This window comes from Sediminibacterium sp. KACHI17, from assembly GCF_040362915.1.
In the GTDB taxonomy this organism is placed as follows: domain Bacteria; phylum Bacteroidota; class Bacteroidia; order Chitinophagales; family Chitinophagaceae; genus Sediminibacterium.
Genome location: NZ_AP029612.1, coordinates 1,671,739 through 1,693,105 on the forward strand (window position 1 = coordinate 1,671,739; position 21,367 = coordinate 1,693,105).

Consider the following 21,367-nt stretch of genomic DNA (forward strand, 5'->3'; position numbering starts at 1 on the left):
CCACCCAATGGCTTTTTTTCACAAATCGAAAGCCCTGTATTAAAACAAATAGTTATGTTAAAAGTTGAGCATATCGGATTGGCTGTTAAAAGCTTTGAGCAATCCATCCCTTTATTCGAACAGCTCTTGTCTACCCCTTGCTATAAAACCGAACTGGTCGCATCCGAGAAAGTGAATACTGCATTTTTTCAGGTAGGCGAAACCAAGATCGAGTTATTGGAAAGCACTGATCCTGAGGGTGTGATCGCGAAGTTCATCGAAAAAAAGGGGGAAGGAATGCATCATATAGCCTTTGAAGTAGCTGATATTGAAGCAGAAATGCAACGACTCTCCGGTCTTGGCTTCCAGCTACTCAATCCGACCCCTAAACAAGGCGCTGATAATAAACTGGTCTGCTTTCTTCATCCCAAGGGCACCAATGGCGTGTTGATTGAGCTTTGTCAGGAGATAGTGAAGGGTGAATAGTGAGTAGTGAATAGTGAGTGAAAGAAACATATTTCTTGCGGCTTGAAGCCTGCAGCTCAAAGCTCATCGCTTAATGCAACCCCAATTTCTCTACTGCTGCTTGTGCAGCTACTTGTGAAGCATCTTTTTTATTGTAGCCCTTACCGATCGCGAGGAGTTCACCATCGAGAATGATATGTATCGTGAACAGACGGCGGGAGCCTTCCATTTTTTCGTCAGCCAGGTCAAAAGACAATGATTTGCCATTTTTGCTGGCCCATCCGATGAGTTTGTTTTTCAGATTGATATCTACTGATTCCAGATCATCCACAAACATGTGTGGTATTACGATCTGTTTTAATACCCAGTGTTGTGTTTTTTCATAGCCCTTGTCGAGGTAAACTGCACCTACCACTGCTTCCAAAGTATTACCAAAGATCTGACTGCCTTTAAGAGAACTATCAAATTTATTGTAGAAAGTGAGTTTACGTAATCCCATCTTCAAAGCAATATCATTCAATTGCTGACGGTTCACCATTTTACTGCGCATCTCTGTCAGGAAGCCCTCGCCTTTGTAGGGATAGCGTTTGAATAAATAATCAGCTACCACTGCACTGAGTACGGCATCACCTAAATATTCAAGGCGTTCATTGTTTTCTTCCGGCGTGTCTTTAACAGAACGATGGCTAAGTGCAGTACGATACAACAAAAGATTACCAGGTTTTAACCCCAATACATTCTTTAGTTGTGCCTCAAATGAGGCATCGGGTGAGGTTGAAGCGAAAAGTTTTTTGAAAAACTGCACAATTTATGCTGAATATTTTTTGACGATCACACAGGCATTGTGTCCACCAAAACCAAAGGTATTACTCAATGCTGCACGAACTGTTTTTTTCTGTGCCTGATTAAAAGTGAAATTCAGTTTCGGGTCCAGCTCCGGATCATCTGTAAAGTGATTGATCGTTGGAGGGATGATATCATGGATCACGCTCTGAATACAAGCGATAGCCTCAATCACACCAGCAGCTCCCAGACAGTGACCTGTCATAGACTTGGTAGCACTGATATTGAGGTTATAGGCATGTTCACCAAATACTTCTGTAATGGCTTTGGCTTCTGCGCCATCACCTAATGGTGTAGAAGTACCATGGGTATTGATATAATCAATCTCTTCCGGGCGCATACCTGCGTCTTTCAATGCAGCTAACATCACATTACGTGCCCCCAATCCTTCAGGATGTGGAGCTGTTAAATGATAAGCATCTGCTGTAGCGCCACCACCTGCTACTTCACAATAAATCTTAGCTCCACGTTTGATGGCGTGATCATAATCTTCGAGAATCAATGCACCCGCAGCTTCTCCCATTACAAAACCATCACGGTCTTTATCATAAGGACGGCTAGCTGTTTTAGGATCATCATTGCGTTCGCTCATGGCTTTCATAGCATTGAAACCACCCAAACCGGCTTCACTGATCACCGCTTCAGCACCACCTGAAATAATGATATCAGCTTTCCCTAAACGAATGGTATCTACTGCACTGATGATGGCATTGGTACTGGAAGCACAAGCGCTCACCACTGCATAGTTCGGACCACGAAATCCATGACGCATAGAGATGAGTCCGGCAGCGATGTCCAAAATCATTTTAGGGATGAAGAAAGGATTGAAACGAGGAGTTCCATCACCTTTGGCGAAATTGATCACTTCTTCCTGGAAGGTAGTCAACCCCCCAATACCACTGGCGAAGATGACACCAACACGGTCGATGTCTACATTGTCTTTGGAGATACCTGCATCGGTTACAGCCATTTCACTTGCGGCGAGTGCCAGCTGAGCAAAGCGGTCTGTTTTACGGGCCTCTTTCTTATCCATGAACTGAGTAGGATCGAACCCTTTGATCTCGCAGGCAAAACGGGTTTTGAATTTGGAAGCGTCGAATAAAGTAATGTTATCTGCGCCTGATACGCCATTGATCAGACCCGTCCAATAAGCGTTCAGGTCATTTCCAAGAGGGGTAAGGGTTCCTATGCCGGTAACAACTACGCGCTTTAATTCCATGTTCAAAACCTGTTTAAGTGAGCATCCGCCTTTTGTGGCCCGAAGCCGCAGAAAGGCGGATGCATGAAATTATTCCTTCAATAAAAATATGCTCTTACTTAGCGTGCTCTTCCAGGTAAGCAACGGCCTGACCAACAGTAGTGATGGTTTCTGCCTGCTCATCAGGAATAGAGATATTGAATTCTTTCTCGAATTCCATAATCAACTCCACGGTATCCAGAGAGTCTGCACCGAGGTCGTTAGTGAAAGAAGCCTCATTGGTAACTTCGGCCTCGTCAACCCCTAACTTGTCAACTATGATTTTCTTTACTCTTGTTGCGATGTCTGACATTGTAAAAAGTTTTTGTTACAGCCGCAAAAATATACTTTTTGTCAAATAAGCAATCTTTTCCGGCATATTTGTTTCCACAACCGAAAATGCCCGTTTTCTCCCCTTTTTATTGCTTTTCAGGCATTCTTTATATTAAAATGATTCTTATCTTGTATCCCCTTCCCCCTTTATTATGGCATTAAAACTCATTGACCACGGCTCCAAAGAATACCAGCAAATGGTAGAACTACGCTATCATATCCTGCGTAAACCGCTCGGACTTGCTTTTACCATGGAAGAACTGGAAAAGGAAAAAAATGAGATCCTGATCGGTTGTTTCGATGAAGAAAAGCTGGAAGGTTGTTGTATGCTCAAAGATGAAGGGGATAAAACCGTTCGTTTGCGACAAATGGCCGTTTTATCAGGATTACAAGGAAAAGGTATTGGTAGGGTACTGATGATGTTCGCTGAAAACATTGCCCGCGATCGAGGTTATAAGCGTCTTACCATGCACGCCCGTGGAACAGCGGTTGGTTTCTATGAAAAATTAGGATACAATATCTGCAGCGACGAATTCTTTGAAGTAACCATCCCTCACTATATCATGGAGAAAAACTTATAAGATTCAGCAATGATAAAGTAGCCGTATACTTTCTTGTTTCTTTTCCTACCCCTTCTTATTTCTCCGTTATTTTTCTTTTTAACATCCCTCGCAGATCATGCCGGAATTCTTCTCCCATATTTTCTTTGGGAACCAGAAAGAAGGATTTACTATCGAAATAAAGATGAAAGAAATGCGGACTTTCAAAATAGCGATAAAACTTCTTCCATTCCCAGTCAACATAACCCCGCTCATTTTCTAGACGGATATGGTCATCCGTAAAATCAATGATGAAATCGTCTTTAAAGGTTTGCGCCTTTTTATAAATATTATTAGGGAGGATATACCAAAAAGAAGCCATCAGCATGATCCATATAAAAGAACCCAATAAAAACGGCTCAGGCCTGATCTTTTTCAAATAAAACAATACTGCCGCGGCAATCGCAAATACATTCACCAATACCATCAACACCCTGATCTCCGGCTTCTGTACAAAATGATAACGCAGTGCCTGTATCACTTTCTTCTTATCGTAGGAAAAACTGACTTGCATGCCACAAAGATAGGGGGATGGTGAATAGCTTATGGTTCATAACAAATAGCTTATAGTTGATGGGAATAGCTCTAGAAAGAAATATCACGATCAACCATAAGCTATAAGCTATTTACTATATGCTATTCGCTATAACCTATAACCCGCACACGATCTCCTCTATTTTTCTTATATTGTTCATCCACATTTTCAATCCCAAAAAACATCTTGCATGAAATCAACCTTTGCAAAGCTGCTTTCTCTAACAGGAGGAATACGCTTTTATGGAAGTCTTGTTCTGCTGACAACCTCATTGATGGTTCAGGCACAAGGCACTAGATTACTCCGCCAACCGGATATCAGTGCTTCACAAGTTGCCTTCGTCTATGGTTCAGATCTTTGGATAGCCGATCTGAACGGACAAAATGTTTTGCGTTTAACCAGTACACCTGCTGTTGAAAGTGAACCTCATTTTTCTCCTGACGGACAATGGGTCGCTTTTACCAGCGACCGTAGCGGCAGTAATGCAGTGTATGTAGTATCCGCAAAAGGAGGCGAGGCCACTCGTGTTACTTGGCATCCCGCGAATGCTATCGCACGCGGCTGGAGTAAGGATGGAAAAAATATTCTTTACTCTTCTGAAAGAGAAACTGCACCCACTCCTCATATGCGTTTATGGTCAGTACCTGCAACGGGTGGACCCAGCAAATTACTTTCCCGTCAATGGGGAAATGACGGCGCATATAGTCCTGATGGCTCTAAACTTGTGATCGATAAAATGGATCGATGGGATGTTGAATGGAGAGCCTATCGTGGCGGACAAAACACACCTTTGATCATTTTAGATCTGGCTACACAAACAGAAACCTTGTTGCCCAATGATCGTACGATCGATATACAACCGATCTGGATCGGAGATCAAATTTATTTTCTGAGCGATAGAAATGGCGGTGTGGCGAACATCTGGAGCTATCACACTACAACCAAAGCATTGACCCAACTGACTTCATTCAAGGGTGCGGATGTAAAATGGTTGTCAGGTAATGCAAAAAAACTAATCTACGAACGCGAAGGATGGTTATACCAGATCGATCTGAATGGAGCTAATAGCCAACAACTCACGGTATCTGTTGTGGGTGATTTCCCATGGTCAGCACCTCGCTGGGAAAATGTTGGCAACCGCATTTCACGTGCAAGCTTAAGTCCTACCGGCAAAAGAGCAGTTATGGAAGCCCGTGGTGAGATCTTCACCGTACCGGTTGAAAATGGTGATGTGCGTAATCTCACTCAAAGTAGCAATACCGCAGACAGAGCTCCGATCTGGTCACCCAAAGGCAATGAAATTGCATGGTTCAGTGATGCCAATGGTAAAGGTTATGCCTTAATGATCGCCCCGCAAGATGGAATGGGTAAACCACGTAGTATTCCTATTGGCGAATCTAAAATGGCATGGACACCTACCTGGAGTCCGGATGGCAAATACATTGCTTTTGTAGATGATGATGTGCGTATTCAAGTTGTAGAACTTGCCACCGGTACTATTACTACTGCTGATATAGGCGGTATCAATATTGAACGTGGTGGTATGGGAATTACCTGGAGTCCGGATGCACAATGGTTGGCTTACGCTAAAACCGGCAACAATATGTTACGTGGCATCAAAGCGTGGAATGTAAAAACAAAAAGCATCCTGAATCTTACAGATCCATTTGCAGATGCTTTTTCTCCTGCCTGGGACAGAGATAATAAACATCTCTATTTCCTCGCCAGTACTGATGTTGCACTGGCAAGCGGATGGGCCAATACCAGTTCTCAAAATGCGAGACCGGAATATGAAGCCTATGTCATCAACTTACGCAAAAGCGATCTCTCTCCTTTCAAACCCAATAGCGATGAAGAAGAAGTGAAAGCAGAGGAGAAACCAAAAACAGATAAGCCAGAAGAAAAACCAAAGACAGATGCAAAACCCAAAGAAGATAAAGATGTGGTGATCGATCTTGAACATATTGATCGCAGAACCATTCCTCTACCATTACCTAAAAGAAATTATGGTGCTATTTATGCCGGTCCAAGTGGTAGTATTTTCATCAATGAATTTGTACCAAACAGACCCGCCGTTTTACACAAGTTCACACTCGAAAGTAAAGAGGCAAAAGAATTTACAACTGGTGCCGGTGGTATCACTATTTCTGCGGATGGTAAAAAAATGTTAGCCTTTCAACAAGGTAGTTGGAAGATCATTTCAACGGGTGGTCCAACAGGTGCCGATGCCAAAGCTTTGAAAACAGACTTACGCATGTACTTGAATCGTGGTGAAGAATGGCAGCAGATCTTCAATGAAGCCTGGCGTTATGAAAGAGATTTCTTCTATGATCCTAACATCCATGGACGCGATTGGGATGAAGTATACAAACGCTATGCACCACTCGTTCCTTTTGTAAAACACAGAGATGACCTGCGCTATATCCTTGACCAAGTAAACGGTGAATTGAGTGTAGGTCACAGTTTTGTAGGTGGCGGTGATTATCCGGCAACTGATAACGCCAGTGTTGGATTATTAGGTGCTGATCTGGTGATCGATAAAGGACGCTGGAAAATTGCACGTATCTACACAACAGAGAGCTGGAATCCTGGATTGAGTAGTCCACTAGACAGACCCGGTATAAAAGTAGCTGAAGGTGATTATATCGTAGGTATCAATGGTAAGGAACTCACCGCTAATGATGACCCTTATCGATTCTTGGATGGTACAGCAGATGTTCAAACCGTATTACACATCAACAAAACCGCTGAGTTCGAAAACCATTGGACAGAAATTGTAAAACCCATTCGTAATGAAACAGCTCTAAGACAAAGAGTATGGGTTGAAGACAATAGAAGAATAGTAGATAGTTTAAGCGGAGGTAAGCTAGCTTATGTTTGGGTTCCCAATACAGGTCAGCCTGGCTTTGTAAGTTTCAACCGTTACTATTTTGCACAACAGGATAAACTTGGTGCAGTCATCGATGAACGTTACAATGGCGGTGGCTTATTGGATGATTATATGGTTGATTTGATGAATCGTTCTTTACGTGCTGCACTAACCAATGAAGTTCCCAATGGTAAACCCATGCAATTACCCGCTGGTATCAAAGGGCCAAAAGTGTTACTCATCAATGAGCTGGCAGGTTCGGGAGGTGATTATTTCCCATGGGCTTTCCGTCAACAAAAAGTAGGTCCATTGATCGGCGCAAGAACCTGGGGTGGACTCGTAAAATCGAGTGTTCACTATGCCATGGTAGATGGAGGTACACTTACCGCACCGGATAACGCTGTGTTTGATCCGATCAACAGAAAATGGGTAGCAGAGAATGAAGGTGTGGCACCGGATATTGATGTGAGACAAGATGCACAATCACTACAAGCCGGTAAAGACCCTCAATTGGAAAGAGCAGTAAAAGAATTATTGCAGATACTGGGAAATAAATCTGTACCGGATATCAAAGTACCCGCATATCCAACGCCTGCTAAGCCTAAGAACTAAAACAATGTATACCGATTTCAAAACGCCCTCGCTGAGGGCGTTTTTTTATCAAACTACATGTAACAAAATGAAATGATTAAACAGACAAAGGATAAAGTATCTCAAATATGGCCAAGAATAATGGATTCGCATATTGAGAAACTGCAGATAATTGAATTTGATACATCGTAAATTGCAGTTAGTTGAATTTTATTTTCTAACTCAACAGGTTTTCTAATTTGTATGGATCGAAAAACATCTATCCATGCGCTCTGGAATTATTATACTCGGATTTCTATTACTACACTTAACAAACGTATCTGCTCAAAAAACAGAGATCGTATTAGTAGGTATCGTTCATCAGATGCCAGATAGTTTTTCGAACAATTGGTCTAAGGCATATCAAAAACTATTACAGTATAAAGCAGATGCTATTGCAGTTGAATGGTTGCAGCCCGATGACCCATTGAGTCATGTAAAATATTTTGACGCCAACTACCGACACCGTTTTGATTCTGTTATGCTAAAATGGTAAGGTAAACTCATCAATCCATCAGATAGCATAGTCCGATACACAACCCTTCTCCAACAAAAAAAAGAGGCGTTTTACCGGTATAAACTTTGGCAATACTATTACCTAAATATTGATATGGGTAATGCAGAATACCAGTTGTTTCAAATCATGCATGGCGATCAAAGCTGGTTCTCGCATTTTGACAGCTCAAGTTATCCTGCCAAAGCTTTTCTTAGAAGTTTACGCAGATCAGCCACCCGATTAAAAAACACTGAGCATCACAATCTTGTATTCCCATTGGCCAAACAGCTACACATCAACTATCTGTATCCAACAGATGACAACAGTACTTTTTCATATCAAAGCGATGCGTATGGAAGACTCTCCAATGCATTGAAAGGAACAGAAGAACTCAAACAATTTGAATCCTTCTGGCAAGCATATAGTCAAAACGAAGCTACTTTGATTAGAAAAGGAAATGTTATTGAGCGTATCAATCAACCTTCATGGATCGATAGCACTGATATTGGACAAGCAAGAATTTTATATGCGACCCATAATACCCATGCCAGAGACTATGTTAATATCTGGTACTTCCGTAATAAAAACCTTGCCAGAAGAATTGCTGAAGCAGCTACAAAATCAAAAGCAAAAAAAATGATCGTTGTGTACGGCAACATACATGTATATCCAATTAAAAAGTACCTTGAAGAAATGGGATATCGTGTGAAACTTCTAGGAGATTTATGATCCGAAATACGCAACAATACATACTCCATATTGCCACAACGCCAGCTCAGTAAACGCTGATCACTTAGAATATTGCCTCAGAAAATCGTCAAAAAACCTAAATGTCGAGTCATGATTTAAAATCAATAGTTTGACTTAAATTGTAGCTATGATGAAGTATGTATACATAGCTATCCTATTTCTTTTTGGTTCTTGCAGAGAAGGAAACAAAGCTCCACAAGCAACAGACGCTGCTACAAATGAAAACGCTAAAAGTGTATCAATAAAAGATAAGACTGTACAATTTCTATGGCGTGATACAAGTGGTACTCTTTTGATCAATCAAGACTTTTGCAAAACGATAACTGATGCTGAAAAAGCAGCATTGGGTTATGTTGCTACTTTTATTGGCAATGAATGTGAGTGGGATGGTAAACCAACAAAAGACAGATCCAATTTAAAATGCGAAATTCTGACCGCATTAAACCTTGGCTATCAATGTTCTGAACAACACCTTGGATTCCTAAAAAAGTGGTTCAAAAATGATACAACAGTTTTAGAGGAAATAAAAATTTGTCCAACTACTCCCAATACATCCACCATCCAAGATACTTTTGACGAGATTGTTGTAACAACTAAGGGAAATGACATTTTGATATCCTTTAAAGCAAATGGAATTCACTTGCGTGAACAAAAAGAATGGGAGTGGTCAGAAACAGCTTATTTTAAAGTACAAAACGAGTACATACAATTGATCAAGAAAGATAGATCTAAAGTAAAGGTGAGTAGTTTTAATGCTGATGCTGAATAAATATAAAAGATGAAACCTTTGTAGTTTTCAAGCAAAAATCAATGAATGTTTTATTGCATACAACAACGGGTATTGGTATTGTTGTCTTATTAACCAATATCAAAAAAATTGAACGTTCTAAATATCCAATTGTTACTTGTGTCTGTGTATGCATAGCCGGCATTCTTTCTCATGGCATTTTAGATACTATCCCCCACTGCTACCCTATTCCTTCTAAACTGGATGTTTTGCTTGGACTATTCATGATCCTGATAGCCAGTTGGTTTAGCAACAAGAAATATCGACTCATTGTATTATCTTCTTTTATCGGTTGCATCATACCCGATCTAATAGACCTATCGCCAGCTATCATCAATAAACAATTAGGATGGAACTTACCCATATTGGATAAGATTTTTCCATGGCATTATAAAGAATATTCAGGTTCGATTTATTCCGGCAATTGCAACATTTCAACGATCAACCATATACTTTTATTGACAATCATTAGTGGGATATGCTGGTATAAACCTGTGACCATGAAAACAATATTTAACAATCGCTAATGATAATACCTTACACCAGTCTATATCTTTCACATATTTCTCTGTAACTTAATGTGAACTTAGCTATGTAGTTCCTTAAAGGTAATTTTATACCCATGAAGAAAATGATCCTTCTTTTTTTATCTGTTTTATGCAGCTTTGGTCTCTATGCTAAAAAAACGCATTTACCACTAGAGATCATTGCAGGAAAAGCAGACTTAATCGTGACAGGTAAGATCATGGAAGTGCAAGAGAAATCCTACATCTTTAAAATAACGGAGACCCTCAAAGGATCTGCAGGCGGCTTGATCAGCGTTGAAAAATTTGAAGAATGGACCTGTGACATCCGTTTTGCGAAACACAAAATAGGGCAAACGCTTTTTCTGTTTCTGCAAAAGGGAGCCGTCAATTGGACTATTATTGATGGTGGCAATGGTGAACTACCCATCATCAACCAACAAATCAAACTGATGAATCCAACTGCATACAGTGCAGCCAATCCAACTCCGACATTTCCAATCACTGCTTTCAAAAATGGCATACGTTTATTCTGTCAGTATTTTGAATTGATACAGAAAAGAGGTGAAGGTATTCGTTTCTCCTATGCGTTCAGATCCCTTGTGAGTAGTGACAAGATCTTATCGTTTAAATTAAACAGCCCCTTCTCTGCTTGGTTGGCTACGCAAATAAAAAAGTACGATCAGGTATAAGAATAAGTCTTCATATTCAGTTATAGTAAATTCTCGGAAGCGTTACAATAAAGTTGTATGTCAAGGAAGCAATGGATTCAAATCATTCTAATCAATGTATTTATTACGCTGATAATCCTATCTCCGTTTCTACCAGGACCCAACTCTTTTAGCAAAATTACCAACACTATACATACGATCGCTCAGCTCATAGGTATTGTAACAATTATTACTATACCAGTAAGCATCATTATCACGATTCGTAAAGGCATCAGAAAACAAAAGATCTCTTTATACATGCTATTATCCTGGATCATCCCCATCATTATTTTTTGTGTGAGCATATATGGTTCTTATCCTGCAAGGAACTTCAGCAGAAAGATCGCTATTGATCATGCTACTCCTGTTATTGAAGCTATTGAGGGATATTATCAAGTACACAAAAAATATCCTAATCAATTATCGGAATTAGTACCTGGTTTCTTATCAAAGATCCCTGCTACCGGTATCATGGGCATTTCAACATATGAGTATGAAAGACGAGAGAACAGCTTTGCCATAATCTTTTCACAGAATGTAATACTCGGATTCAATAAAGAAATAGTCAGCTACGATCCGAGATATCATTACTCTTCTGATGATGAAGCAAATCAAGTCTTCCCGGCAGGCAATGACAAATGGCAATATTATATTTTGGATTAAATCAAATACACTTTAACAGCGATCGTTTTTTTGATTATGATGATCAGTACAAGTAGTTACACTCATATTCAAAAGGTATGATCTGAGAAAATCTGACAGCAACCTATTGCTATACTATTCATGAATCACCATTCTACTGTTTATCATTGTCTTCGCAATCGTTTTCGGAAAAAATACTTGAGCACAACGCTAGTAAGGCTCACTGAAAGCAGTTAATTTACAAGACTAACTAACTGCTTGCCATGCACATTACTAAACCACGTTTGAGTTTCTGGCAGATCATCAACATGAATGTCGGTTTCTTTGGTATCCAATACAGTTTTGGATTGCAACAAACAGCTGTGAATCCACTCTACAGTTTTTTACATGCTAAACCGGAAGATCTGCCACTACTCAACCTTGCCGGTCCAATGACCGGTCTGCTGATTCAACCGATCATTGGCGCATTGAGTGATAAAACCTGGCATCCACGTTGGGGGCGTCGTAAACCTTATTTTTTAATTGGTGCAATTTTTTGCAGTCTTTGCTTATTTGCATTCCCATTCAGTCGCGCATTATGGATGGCTGTAGGATTACTTTGGATACTAGACGCGGCTAATAACACGGCGATGGAGCCCTATCGCGCCTTTATCGCCGATAAATTACCTGCCAGTCAACGAGCGCTGGGTTTTCTAACACAAAGTTTTTTTACCGGACTTGGCATCACACTCGCCAACCTGTCCTTATTCTTTTTTCAAAGAGTCATCACGGGCGAATCCACCACTTCTGATGGACAAAGCGGTATCCCTTATTGGGTGTATGGATCTTTCTTTGTGGGTGCGATATGTTCAATAGTATCGGTAGCATGGTCAGTCATAAAAACACCAGAGATACCACCAACAGAAGAAGAACTTGCTGCACTAAGAGCTGAGCATAAAAGTTTCTTAACTCCTTTTAAAGAAATATTTGCCTCGATCGCACATATGCCAAAAGCATTATGGCAACTAGCACTGATCTATTTGTTTCAATGGTATGCCATGTTTTGTTATTGGCAATTCATCTCACATAGTATTGCTCGCTCTGTATGGAATACCAGTGCAGAAGAAAACTCTAAGCTATATGAAGAAGCCGTTGGTTGGACCGGCCTTGTCAATGGGTTCTACAACATTATCACTTTCTTATCTGCATTCGGATTGGTATGGATGGCGAAAAAAATAGGCGCCAAAAAAGTGCATATCATTTGTTTGGCCATGGCATCGCTTGCACTATTCATTTTGCCCTTTATAGAGAATAAATATTTACTCTTCGTTCCTATGATAGGTTTTGGTATTGCATGGGCGAGCATGATGGGAGTACCCTATATCATGGTTGTTGGCAGCATCCCTAAAGAGAAATATGGCGTGTACATGGGTATCATCAATATGATGATTGTTGTACCAATGATTATTCAAACACTTTCCTTCGGATATATCTATCAACACTTCTTGGGAAGTAATCCTGCGAATGCTATTCTTTTTGCAGGTGCACTTCTTCTCATCGCTGCATTAGCTACATTGCGTATGCGCGTTGAGAAAACAGAGGAAGAGGCAGAGGTTTCGACGGGAGGAGGACATTGAGGCTAAATCGTGAATTGTCAATTGTGAATGGTGAATTATTAGCTTGATACCCACCTTTCACAATTGACGATTCACAATTGACGATTGACCATTCACAATTCACAATATGAAAATACTTTGTATCGGAGAAGCACTGATCGACATGATCTGTACTGATAAAGGCAGTTCTTTGTCCAAGGGCCAACATTTTTTAAAGAAACCCGGTGGAGCACCTACCAATGTAGCTGCTGCAATTGCTGCTTTAGGCGGAAATGTTGAACTGGCAGCTAAAGTGGGCAACGATCCATTCGGAAAACAATTGATCGATGTGATGCAAGAATTCGGTGTATCTACCCGATGGATGTTGCAAGACCCAACAGCGTTTACAACATTCGCCTTTGTATCATTAATGGAAGATGGTGAGCGTGATTTTGTTTTTAACCGCGGAGCTGATGGTCAACTCAGTCGAGAAGAAACAGATGCAATTCCTTTAGATGAAGTCAGCATTATTCATTTTGGATCTGCTACAGGCTTTCTACCCGGGCCTTTACAAGCTGCCTATCAAGGTATGTTACAAAAGGCTTTGATGCAGGATGATATCTTCATCAGCTTTGACCCAAATTATCGCCATCTTTTATTCCCAAATGAAACCCAGACCTTCATTGATCAGTCCTGGAATTTCTTGCAATCTTGCCACTTTTTTAAACTGAGTGATGAAGAAGCAATGCTGATCACAAATACGTATTCAGTGACTGATGCCGCACAGATACTATTAGATAAAACCAATGCTGTATTCACCATCACTTTAGGGAAAGAAGGTACTTTGCTCGGGTTAAAAGGTAAAACAGAGATCATTCCCAGTATTCCCGTTCAGCCGGTAGATACCACTGGTGCCGGTGATGCCTTTGTGGGTGCAGTATTGTATCAATTACGCGAAAAGGATTTGAGAAGTATCATACAATTATCACATCAAGAATGGAAACACATCATACAAAATGCCAACAAAGCCGGCGCCAGAACTTGCGAGTATCTCGGGGCGATGGAAGCGTTCAAGCATTTGAGTAGTAACATTTTTGAATAAGCTTTGAAGCGGCAATCCGCAAGTAACAGGCTTCAAGCCTTTCACAAAATTGACAAGGAAAATATCGTATAATAACCATTAAAAAAGCTTGTGGCGTGCAGCCTGAAGCTTGCAACTAAGATGTATTCATTTTCTCTCCACCAACGTATCTCCCGCATATGCACTCAGGAAGGACTTTCTGTGTCAGGAGATGATCTGCATTTCTATACGCGCTTATCGGCTAATGCCGCTGCTATTCATGGTCTTTATCAGTCATTGTACAGTAACCATTTGATGGCAGATGCATTATTTGAGAAATTATTATTGACCCTCATTCATAATCACCAAAACCGTACGGAAGCTTTGCGCAAGAGAGATCTGGATAAAGCTTCAAAGGGTTCCTGGTTTTTGAGTAATGAGATCTGTGGGATGAGTTTGTATGTAGATCGTTTTTGTGGCACCCTACAGCAATTACCGAAAAAATTACCCTACCTCGAATCACTCGGCATCAACTTTTTACATTTAATGCCTGTGTTTGAAAGTCCGGAAGGAGAAAGTGATGGTGGCTATGCTGTGTCGGATTTCAGAAAAGTAGATGCACGGTTTGGTTCACTCGAAGATCTGCGTGCTGTTCAGCAAATCATGTTGAACAAAGACATGTATCTCATGTTGGATATTGTATTAAACCACACTTCACATCATCACGAATGGGCAGTAAAAGCGAGAAAAGGTGATCCTGTATATCAGGACTATTTCTACATGTACGATGATCGTACTCTACCCGATCAGTTTGATGCTACGATGCCTGAAATATTTCCCGAGAGTGCGCCCGGTAGTTTTACCTGGTGCAAGGAAGCCAACAAATGGGTGATGACCGTATTTCATCAATATCAGTGGGATCTAAACTATACCAACCCCGCTGTATTCATTGATATGTTGGATAACATTTTATTCTATGCAAATTTGGGGGTTGATATTTTACGTATTGATGCTCCTGCATTTATCTGGAAACAATTGGGTACTACTTGTCAGAATCTACCACAAGCGCATGATATACTCAGACTGATTCGTCAATGTGTAGAAGTGAGTGCTCCTGGCATGGCCCTTTTAGGTGAAGCCATTGTGGCCCCAAAAGAGATCATGAAGTATTTTGGTACCGATCTTTATATCGCTCGTGAATGTGATGTAGCTTATAATGCCACACAAATGGCTTTACAATGGGATGCCTTGGCAACAGGTGATACAAGAGTGATGTTAGCAGCACAAAATGACCTCTTGCAAAAACCACTTGGCTGTACCTGGATCAGCTATACCCGTTGTCATGATGATATTGGTTTAGGATTTGAAGACAGTTCAATTACTGCTGCAGGTTTCAATGCATATGAACATCGGAAATTTTTGAAAGATTATTATTCTGGTGCCCATCCGGGTTCTCCTGCATCCGGTGCCTTATTTTCTGTGAATCCTAAAACACAGGATGCACGTATCAGTGGATCACTGGCTTCTTTATGTGGATTGGAAAAAGCATTGGAGTCCGGTAACACTTCATGGATTGATACAGCAGCAAAGAAGATTTTATTGATGCAGGCACAAAGCTTTTTTGTAGGCGGCATCCCGATGTTATTTTATGGTGATGAAGCTGCTTATACCAATGATTACAGTTATTTGAATGATCCGGGTAAAAGCTATGATAACCGATGGATGCATCGGCCATTGATAGACTGGGAGAAAAATAAAAAAACAAAAGAAGCGGGAACCATAGAACATCGCATCTTCAGTGGCACACAAAAACTATTGAAACTAAGAAAGCAATTATCGGTGACAGCAGATCATAAGAACCTGCGCTGGATCACTCCACATAATATTCATGTATCAGGATTCATACGATCCATGGATGATGATCATTTGTATTGTCTATTCAATTACAGCAACAAAGCTGCTTATCTGACCTGGTATGCTTTCAAAGAGCAGGGACATGCTATTGAAAATCTTTATGATCATTGGAATGAAAAAAGGTACTCAGTAGGTGAAGACTATGAGTACCTTGTTATTGAGCCGTATTCGTTTTGTTTGTTGACAAATCGCTAATAGATTATAGCAAATGGCTAATAGCTTGTTAGCGAGATGAACACATCACTATTTGCTATGACCTATTAGCAATAGGCTAATCTGCTCCATCTGTCTTTGCTCTATTCACAGCATAGGCACCAACTTTATTACCGGTTTCCAATCCTTTCTCACAATCACTACGATAGTGAATACCTCCGTACATTCTGGAGATAGATGCTTCTTTTGCCATGGCATCATAGTCTTTTGCACGGGATGGTACAATATGACCCAGTATTGTAGCCGCAGCTGCACTGAAAGTTGAGTGACCTGAAATATATGCCGGGAAGTTAGGCAAGCCCGTAAGTGTTTTTATAGCCGGATTGAGTTGACTAGGTCTGGGATTGAAATAAAAATATTTGGTATCCCAACATACGATCGCAGCATCCATCATCGCCATATTCAGTAATGCCATATTTCTTGCCCAACGCACTTCACTAAATCCTTGTTTGATAAAATCTGCATCAGCAATCGCACCCCAATGTCCGGGAGGCGTTGGAGTTGCAATACCATCAGCCCAAAAATGAGTGATGCGAATTCTTTCAGCGGTCGGATTTTTTACAAAGTCTAGGATCTCTGCCAATTCTTTTTTCATTTGCTCGCTGGAAGTTGAGGGTGGTGGACCCGGTCTTAAGGTTGGTGTGGTTGTTTCATCAAAAAGAAAAGGTCTGACATTACCAAAGCCTGGTAACATGGGTGGACGCTTAGGCGATTCCAAACTGATCCAAGGGATCTCACCGCGTGCGATGGTATTGGTTTCCAAAGCAGTCCAGCTTGCCTGATTGCCTGCTGCAGCACCGGCCCTGTCTGCTCTGGCGCGAGCAGTAAATTTTTGCGCCACCAATCTTCCCAATGCTTCTCCCGCCTCGATATCACTTCTGGTAGCAACACCTGCCATGATCTTGGAAAGTTTTTGTTCATCTGCTTTCTGTTGTATGAAAGCGATCTCTCCCGGGAAAAGAAGTTTCATCATCTCAGCAGTAACACCTGCAAGTACGGCATCTTCAGACGGATAAGAAGGCAGATCACTTGTAGGAAGTTTTGCTTTGATAGACGCATCTGTTTTATAAGGTGCAGGTCTGTTGTACAACTTCTTATAATGCCATGCAGCCACTAAAGCATCATACTGTGCAGCACTTACATACGCATACGCTCTTGCTGCATATGGTGGATTGGCAAATGGAAATAAAGGATAAGCAAATGGATTATTCGCACTCGGGAAAGGATAAGTTCCATCAGCATTTTGATAAGGAGGTAAATTGTATTTTGCTACAAGTTCTCTCATCAGTTCATTCCATCGCAAAACACCTCCTGCTCCCCAATATTTGATGGATGCTTCTTGTGATCTTGTAAGATCACGCTGATAGCCTTTTATTTCATTCAACTCTGCAACATAGCCCGGAGTAGTAACTGCAGCCGGTGCCGCCACAGGAAACTCTGTCGGACCAGTCAATAAAACAGGTCTCCAAAGTCCGGCATCAATATCCATTTTTGTCGGCGCCAATAGTGGCGCATTATCGGTTGTATTAGGAGCATCTTTTGAGCATGACATCTGCACCGTCAAAAAGATGACCATTAGTAAAAAGGATAAATTCTTTTTCATGACTTATTTTTTTGAAGTGTCAGCTTTTTTTTCTTTTTTCTTTTTAGGAGAGAAGTCGAGGATATAAAAAACACCGCCTCCAATATTGGAAGCCTGCCCCATATTCCTACCACTCAATGTTGCATTCGCATTGGCAATGAGTGACAATCCATCTACCCCTTTTAGATTATACTTGAAATTCACTCCCAGCATAGTCGCATTCATTCTATTGCTGACAAAAGGCATATTATTTCTAGTGATATCAAAACCACCGAGTGTTGTCCATTTGTTCCATACAGCTTCAGCAATAAGTCTACCCGTTCTGTAACCGGCACGAATATTCATAGAAGAAGCATCAGGCATGGCCACTTCATTCGTTTGATGTAACTGTGTTGTGTAATAGAGTTCTCTGTCCAATGTTACTTTATCTCTCACAACATAAGTAGCCGAAACAGTGGTAAACCATGCACCAATCTGGTAATCAGCCATAGCTCTCAATGACAATGTTTTGCTGCGTAAGCCGATAGACAATGGCAACAGATCCGGTGTGTAATCAGATACGGGAACCGATACACCGCCAATAGCATAAAAAGATAAAGTGCTTTTGCCGAACTCTTTTTCATAAGGCATCCATTTCACCCAAAGAGATAGGTCTTGCAGACCTTGCATACCATGTAATGTACCGGCAGATGCTTTTGTTTTGACATAAGGTAATCCGAATAAAACATTCAGTTTATCTGATACACCATAGTTACCCATATAAGCGATCATACTGGTAGACACGGTACCTAGGTTGAGATTATTTCTTTTCAAAGTGCCCTCCCAATATTGATCCCAGCTACTATAGTTGTACATGAGACCACTACAGTAATTATTTTTTGCCATCATGATACCATCTATCTCAGTCTGCGCTTTTAGCGAGGTCCCCGATACTATTACTATAATCAGGAATGCCCAACGACATAAACCTGTTTTTATAAATTGCATATTGAATAGTTTAGTTGATAAAGAGGTTTTGTGATGGTTGACAGCTGTCAGTTGATAGTTGCCAGAAGAGAAACTAGTTTTTTGTTTTCCCTGCCAACTGTCAACTAATAACTATCAACTAAACTAAAATCGAAGGCTCATTCCCACATTCACTGCCAGATCTGCAAATGCCGCATCTCCCTGTGCATACACACCGGTGATCTTTGTTCTTTGCTTGTCTGCATAGCTTTGTGTACGGCTTCTAACCACCGCTACAGGAACATAAGCGTAGAGATTTAACTTCTTTACAGAATAAGTAATTCCCGGCTCAATGGAATTGACATAACCGGGTCTGCGAAATCCATAGCTACCGCCAATGAGGTCTGAGGAAGGAACTGCCTCATGTCTGTATCCCGCTGAAAGAGTAAATCTGTTGATTGTATAATTAGCTCCAAAACGAATCATATACTGATCAGGAACGCTCATCACATCACTACCATATTGTAAAGCAGTTGCGGAAGGAGTACCTCCTCTTGCTGTAGAAACACCATTGTGTTCTCTTGGATTTATGAGATAAAAGAAATTACCATACAAACTAAGTTGTCTGTTGATGGTTTGAAAAGCATTGAGCTCAGTAGTAAATCCTGTACCGCCATCACCCAACTGTATCGACTGATCTACAGGACCCAATACTCTTGTACCTGTATTTGTATAAAAATGATCCATTACGCGATAATCACCTGTTGGCAATTTGATACCAAGCCCTGCCTGTAAAGCGAACTTTTTACCTTTTGACGGATTGGTAAGCCAGTAGTAGGCAGATACACGTGCATCTCCCAATCCAAATGAGGAAGTCATATGTCTTGAAGCTCCGCCATGCTCATACAGTGAGGTACGGGTATTAGAAATCAAAGGAATACTAAAGGCCAATGACCAGCGCTGATCCAATATTCTGATCAGACTCATGTCTATGGTCACATTATTATTGATCACTTGTGTATTGTTCGCAATTCTTTGTTTTTGCTCTTCAGTGCCAACAAAATGTCTGAATGAATTGAAATAGCGCGTATTCGTATTTAAGGTCCATTTAGAAGGAACCGTATCTGTTCCCTTATGATCAATGGTGCATAATCCACCCACACCACGTATGGCTACACAGCCTTGTGATTTTGCTTGGGTATATGCAAGTAGTGAAAAGAACAGTATAAAGATTAAAGATCTCATTGTTTTGGTTTTAGGCACAGTGCTATACGATGAGCCTTGAAAGTCACATCAGTCTGATAGCTGCTTGTCTGTTATCGTTATTTCTTCATTTTGAGTCTGTCAACGATGAGTCTGCCGACACGTTGACCTAGATCTGTACTAACAATACAGGAGCTGTGATAATGAATTCCGCCATAAAACCTTGCCCAGTTGTTCTCATCCGCTGCATGTCTAAAAGACTTGAACGAACGATTGGGTATGCCAAATTCGAGTTCAGTAGAATCAGTATAAGCAAAATTATCTCCGAATACACTTGTCAGCGCTTCTGCAGCTGCTGATGAAATGGTTGAGTGTCCACAAGTATATTCCGGGAATGCTGGTGTTTGCAAATAAGGTCGCCAGTTGGGATCAATATATTCATTGATAATCGTTTCCGGGCGTGCAGTATTGTATTTATACTTTACATACCAAGACTGAATAAATGCGTCAAATAAAGCGATGGCTGTTTTAGCAACTGCATATACATGCGTTGGAAAATCTGCATTGGCTTTTTTACTTGCTATTCCCACAATACTCATCCAGTGACCCGGAGGTGAGAATTTTTTACTACCGAACATCACATGTCCGGTAACATTCATTTTAAACGGATTATCATCCCAAAATTCTGCGATATGTTTCTGTTCTGGTGTTAAACTGTCTATGGCATTTTTTATGGCTATCACTTCCTGATAGTACTTACTCTTCTTATCTGACATATTAAAAACCGGAGGCGGCGGTGGATCAAATATGCCTGCACTATCGATCACCAAAGGTCTTATTTCATGCCAATGAGGTTCTACTGCAGTGGCATACATAGGAGGCGTAGGCACCCAACGACCAGGTATCTTTTTTACTGCATATTTTTCAGCTCCACGGGTTTCCAGATAATTATCTTTCTTACTCCATCTGATAATATGCATACTGATACTATCGGCCAGTTTGCGTGATGCGTCTTCTATTTTTTTATTCAACCCTTTCTCTCGCGCTACCTGTAGGATACTGTCTTCATACAGTTTCATACTTCCTTCCGGAAAAGTAACCGACTCTCCTACTTTCATATACGCCATTAAAGTGGCTAACTCAATATCTGCATCCGCATCAATGGCAGAGATATTAGGTTTTTGAAGTCCCTTCAATTGTCCACCCAAAGAAGTATACTGATCCGGATAAGCTACTGCTATCACTTCATAAGCAGCGATCGCAGCATACGCATAATTGCGTGATGCAACCATGGGAGGGAAATTATTTCCCATCACTACGGTATTCAATTCGTGAACAGTATGACTAAAAAGGGCAGGATCATGTAGGAAATTCTTGTACTCATTAGACTGCTTACATGACTGAATACATATAAGTAGCACGAGCCCACCTAAAAGCTTTTTCATAAAACGGTTTATAAATAGAAACAGATAAGAAA

At 40.8% G+C, this 21,367-nt stretch carries 20 protein-coding genes; 12 read left to right on the forward strand and 8 right to left on the reverse strand.

Annotated features, from left to right (window positions below; translation table 11 throughout):
• Positions 1–54: 54 nt before the first annotated feature.
• Complete coding sequence (gene mce, locus ABXG83_RS07350) at positions 55–465, forward strand: methylmalonyl-CoA epimerase (protein ID WP_353548205.1); 411 nt, start codon at positions 55–57, stop codon at positions 463–465.
• A 70-nt stretch (positions 466–535) separates the two neighbouring features.
• Here mce and rnc read toward each other — a convergent pair whose 3' ends face one another.
• From rnc to ABXG83_RS07365, 3 genes are all read right to left on the reverse strand, one after another.
• The gene (gene rnc / locus ABXG83_RS07355; RefSeq protein ID WP_353548206.1) at positions 536–1,249 is read right to left on the reverse strand and encodes a ribonuclease III; all 714 of its coding nucleotides are present in this window, start codon (positions 1,247–1,249) and stop codon (positions 536–538) included.
• Positions 1,250–1,252: 3 nt separating this feature from the next.
• Entirely contained in the window at positions 1,253–2,506 is a 1,254-nt protein-coding gene (gene fabF, locus ABXG83_RS07360; RefSeq protein ID WP_353548207.1) for a beta-ketoacyl-ACP synthase II, read from the reverse strand.
• A 94-nt stretch (positions 2,507–2,600) separates the two neighbouring features.
• A complete protein-coding gene (locus ABXG83_RS07365) occupies positions 2,601–2,837 on the reverse strand; it encodes an acyl carrier protein (RefSeq protein WP_026751146.1) in 237 nt (78 codons plus the stop codon).
• Positions 2,838–3,009: 172 nt separating this feature from the next.
• Here ABXG83_RS07365 and ABXG83_RS07370 point away from each other — a divergent pair, with 172 nt between their 5' ends.
• A complete protein-coding gene (locus tag ABXG83_RS07370; protein WP_353548208.1) occupies positions 3,010–3,438 on the forward strand; it encodes a GNAT family N-acetyltransferase in 429 nt (142 codons plus the stop codon).
• Positions 3,439–3,493: 55 nt separating this feature from the next.
• On the opposite strand, the gene ABXG83_RS07375 is transcribed toward ABXG83_RS07370, so the two are convergent.
• Positions 3,494–3,970, reverse strand: coding sequence for a YcxB family protein (locus ABXG83_RS07375; protein ID WP_353548209.1), 477 nt, complete (start codon positions 3,968–3,970; stop codon positions 3,494–3,496).
• 211 nt (positions 3,971–4,181) lie between these two features.
• Between ABXG83_RS07375 and ABXG83_RS07380 the strand changes: the two genes are divergently transcribed.
• The 10 genes from ABXG83_RS07380 (at position 4,182) to ABXG83_RS07425 (ending at position 16,142) form a co-directional block, all read left to right on the forward strand.
• Positions 4,182–7,472 carry a PDZ domain-containing protein gene (locus tag ABXG83_RS07380; RefSeq protein ID WP_353548210.1) on the forward strand — a complete coding sequence of 1,097 codons (3,291 nt, stop codon included), beginning with the start codon at positions 4,182–4,184 and terminating at the stop codon, positions 7,470–7,472.
• Between the two features lie 244 nt (positions 7,473–7,716).
• Positions 7,717–7,986: a hypothetical protein gene (locus tag ABXG83_RS07385; protein ID WP_353548211.1), complete on the forward strand. Its 270-nt coding sequence runs from the start codon at positions 7,717–7,719 to the stop codon at positions 7,984–7,986.
• A gap of 114 nt (positions 7,987–8,100) precedes the next feature.
• On the forward strand, positions 8,101–8,715 hold the full coding sequence (locus tag ABXG83_RS07390) for a DUF5694 domain-containing protein (protein WP_353548212.1): 615 nt from the start codon (positions 8,101–8,103) through the stop codon (positions 8,713–8,715).
• Between the two features lie 148 nt (positions 8,716–8,863).
• Positions 8,864–9,505: a hypothetical protein gene (locus tag ABXG83_RS07395; RefSeq protein WP_353548213.1), complete on the forward strand. Its 642-nt coding sequence runs from the start codon at positions 8,864–8,866 to the stop codon at positions 9,503–9,505.
• Positions 9,506–9,546: 41 nt separating this feature from the next.
• Positions 9,547–10,050, forward strand: coding sequence for a hypothetical protein (locus tag ABXG83_RS07400; RefSeq protein WP_353548214.1), 504 nt, complete (start codon positions 9,547–9,549; stop codon positions 10,048–10,050).
• Between the two features lie 95 nt (positions 10,051–10,145).
• Entirely contained in the window at positions 10,146–10,739 is a 594-nt protein-coding gene (locus tag ABXG83_RS07405; protein ID WP_353548215.1) for a hypothetical protein, read from the forward strand.
• Positions 10,740–10,796: 57 nt separating this feature from the next.
• Positions 10,797–11,420 carry a hypothetical protein gene (locus tag ABXG83_RS07410; RefSeq protein ID WP_353548216.1) on the forward strand — a complete coding sequence of 208 codons (624 nt, stop codon included), beginning with the start codon at positions 10,797–10,799 and terminating at the stop codon, positions 11,418–11,420.
• A 242-nt stretch (positions 11,421–11,662) separates the two neighbouring features.
• Positions 11,663–13,015 (forward strand): MFS transporter, encoded by a 1,353-nt coding sequence (locus ABXG83_RS07415; RefSeq protein WP_353548217.1) that lies wholly within the window; start codon positions 11,663–11,665, stop codon positions 13,013–13,015.
• Between the two features lie 106 nt (positions 13,016–13,121).
• Positions 13,122–14,075, forward strand: coding sequence for a carbohydrate kinase (locus ABXG83_RS07420; RefSeq protein ID WP_353548218.1), 954 nt, complete (start codon positions 13,122–13,124; stop codon positions 14,073–14,075).
• A 120-nt stretch (positions 14,076–14,195) separates the two neighbouring features.
• A complete protein-coding gene (locus tag ABXG83_RS07425) occupies positions 14,196–16,142 on the forward strand; it encodes an alpha-amylase family protein (protein WP_353548219.1) in 1,947 nt (648 codons plus the stop codon).
• Between the two features lie 76 nt (positions 16,143–16,218).
• On the opposite strand, the gene ABXG83_RS07430 is transcribed toward ABXG83_RS07425, so the two are convergent.
• From ABXG83_RS07430 to ABXG83_RS07445, 4 genes are all read right to left on the reverse strand, one after another.
• On the reverse strand, positions 16,219–17,763 hold the full coding sequence (locus ABXG83_RS07430; protein WP_353548220.1) for a phosphatase PAP2 family protein: 1,545 nt from the start codon (positions 17,761–17,763) through the stop codon (positions 16,219–16,221).
• A 3-nt stretch (positions 17,764–17,766) separates the two neighbouring features.
• Positions 17,767–18,729: a hypothetical protein gene (locus ABXG83_RS07435; RefSeq protein ID WP_353548221.1), complete on the reverse strand. Its 963-nt coding sequence runs from the start codon at positions 18,727–18,729 to the stop codon at positions 17,767–17,769.
• Positions 18,730–18,852: 123 nt separating this feature from the next.
• Positions 18,853–19,932 (reverse strand): hypothetical protein, encoded by a 1,080-nt coding sequence (locus ABXG83_RS07440; RefSeq protein ID WP_353548222.1) that lies wholly within the window; start codon positions 19,930–19,932, stop codon positions 18,853–18,855.
• Between the two features lie 77 nt (positions 19,933–20,009).
• Complete coding sequence (locus ABXG83_RS07445) at positions 20,010–21,335, reverse strand: vanadium-dependent haloperoxidase (RefSeq protein WP_353548223.1); 1,326 nt, start codon at positions 21,333–21,335, stop codon at positions 20,010–20,012.
• Positions 21,336–21,367: the final 32 nt, after the last annotated feature.

Excerpts from the sequence above, each read along its gene's own strand:
- mce (WP_353548205.1), top strand. The coding sequence starts at position 55 with ATGTTAAAAGTTGAGCATATCGGATTGGCTGTTAAAAGCTTTGAGCAA.
- fabF (WP_353548207.1), bottom strand. The coding sequence starts at position 2,506 with ATGGAATTAAAGCGCGTAGTTGTTACCGGCATAGGAACCCTTACCCCT.
- ABXG83_RS07365 (WP_026751146.1), bottom strand. The coding sequence starts at position 2,837 with ATGTCAGACATCGCAACAAGAGTAAAGAAAATCATAGTTGACAAGTTA.
- ABXG83_RS07370 (WP_353548208.1), top strand. The coding sequence starts at position 3,010 with ATGGCATTAAAACTCATTGACCACGGCTCCAAAGAATACCAGCAAATG.
- ABXG83_RS07375 (WP_353548209.1), bottom strand. The coding sequence starts at position 3,970 with ATGCAAGTCAGTTTTTCCTACGATAAGAAGAAAGTGATACAGGCACTG.
- ABXG83_RS07380 (WP_353548210.1), top strand. The coding sequence starts at position 4,182 with ATGAAATCAACCTTTGCAAAGCTGCTTTCTCTAACAGGAGGAATACGC.
- ABXG83_RS07385 (WP_353548211.1), top strand. The coding sequence starts at position 7,717 with ATGCGCTCTGGAATTATTATACTCGGATTTCTATTACTACACTTAACA.
- ABXG83_RS07390 (WP_353548212.1), top strand. The coding sequence starts at position 8,101 with ATGGGTAATGCAGAATACCAGTTGTTTCAAATCATGCATGGCGATCAA.
- ABXG83_RS07395 (WP_353548213.1), top strand. The coding sequence starts at position 8,864 with ATGATGAAGTATGTATACATAGCTATCCTATTTCTTTTTGGTTCTTGC.
- ABXG83_RS07400 (WP_353548214.1), top strand. The coding sequence starts at position 9,547 with ATGAATGTTTTATTGCATACAACAACGGGTATTGGTATTGTTGTCTTA.
- ABXG83_RS07405 (WP_353548215.1), top strand. The coding sequence starts at position 10,146 with ATGAAGAAAATGATCCTTCTTTTTTTATCTGTTTTATGCAGCTTTGGT.
- ABXG83_RS07410 (WP_353548216.1), top strand. The coding sequence starts at position 10,797 with ATGTCAAGGAAGCAATGGATTCAAATCATTCTAATCAATGTATTTATT.
- ABXG83_RS07415 (WP_353548217.1), top strand. The coding sequence starts at position 11,663 with ATGCACATTACTAAACCACGTTTGAGTTTCTGGCAGATCATCAACATG.
- ABXG83_RS07420 (WP_353548218.1), top strand. The coding sequence starts at position 13,122 with ATGAAAATACTTTGTATCGGAGAAGCACTGATCGACATGATCTGTACT.
- ABXG83_RS07425 (WP_353548219.1), top strand. The coding sequence starts at position 14,196 with ATGTATTCATTTTCTCTCCACCAACGTATCTCCCGCATATGCACTCAG.
- ABXG83_RS07430 (WP_353548220.1), bottom strand. The coding sequence starts at position 17,763 with ATGAAAAAGAATTTATCCTTTTTACTAATGGTCATCTTTTTGACGGTG.
- ABXG83_RS07435 (WP_353548221.1), bottom strand. The coding sequence starts at position 18,729 with ATGCAATTTATAAAAACAGGTTTATGTCGTTGGGCATTCCTGATTATA.
- ABXG83_RS07440 (WP_353548222.1), bottom strand. The coding sequence starts at position 19,932 with ATGAGATCTTTAATCTTTATACTGTTCTTTTCACTACTTGCATATACC.
- ABXG83_RS07445 (WP_353548223.1), bottom strand. The coding sequence starts at position 21,335 with ATGAAAAAGCTTTTAGGTGGGCTCGTGCTACTTATATGTATTCAGTCA.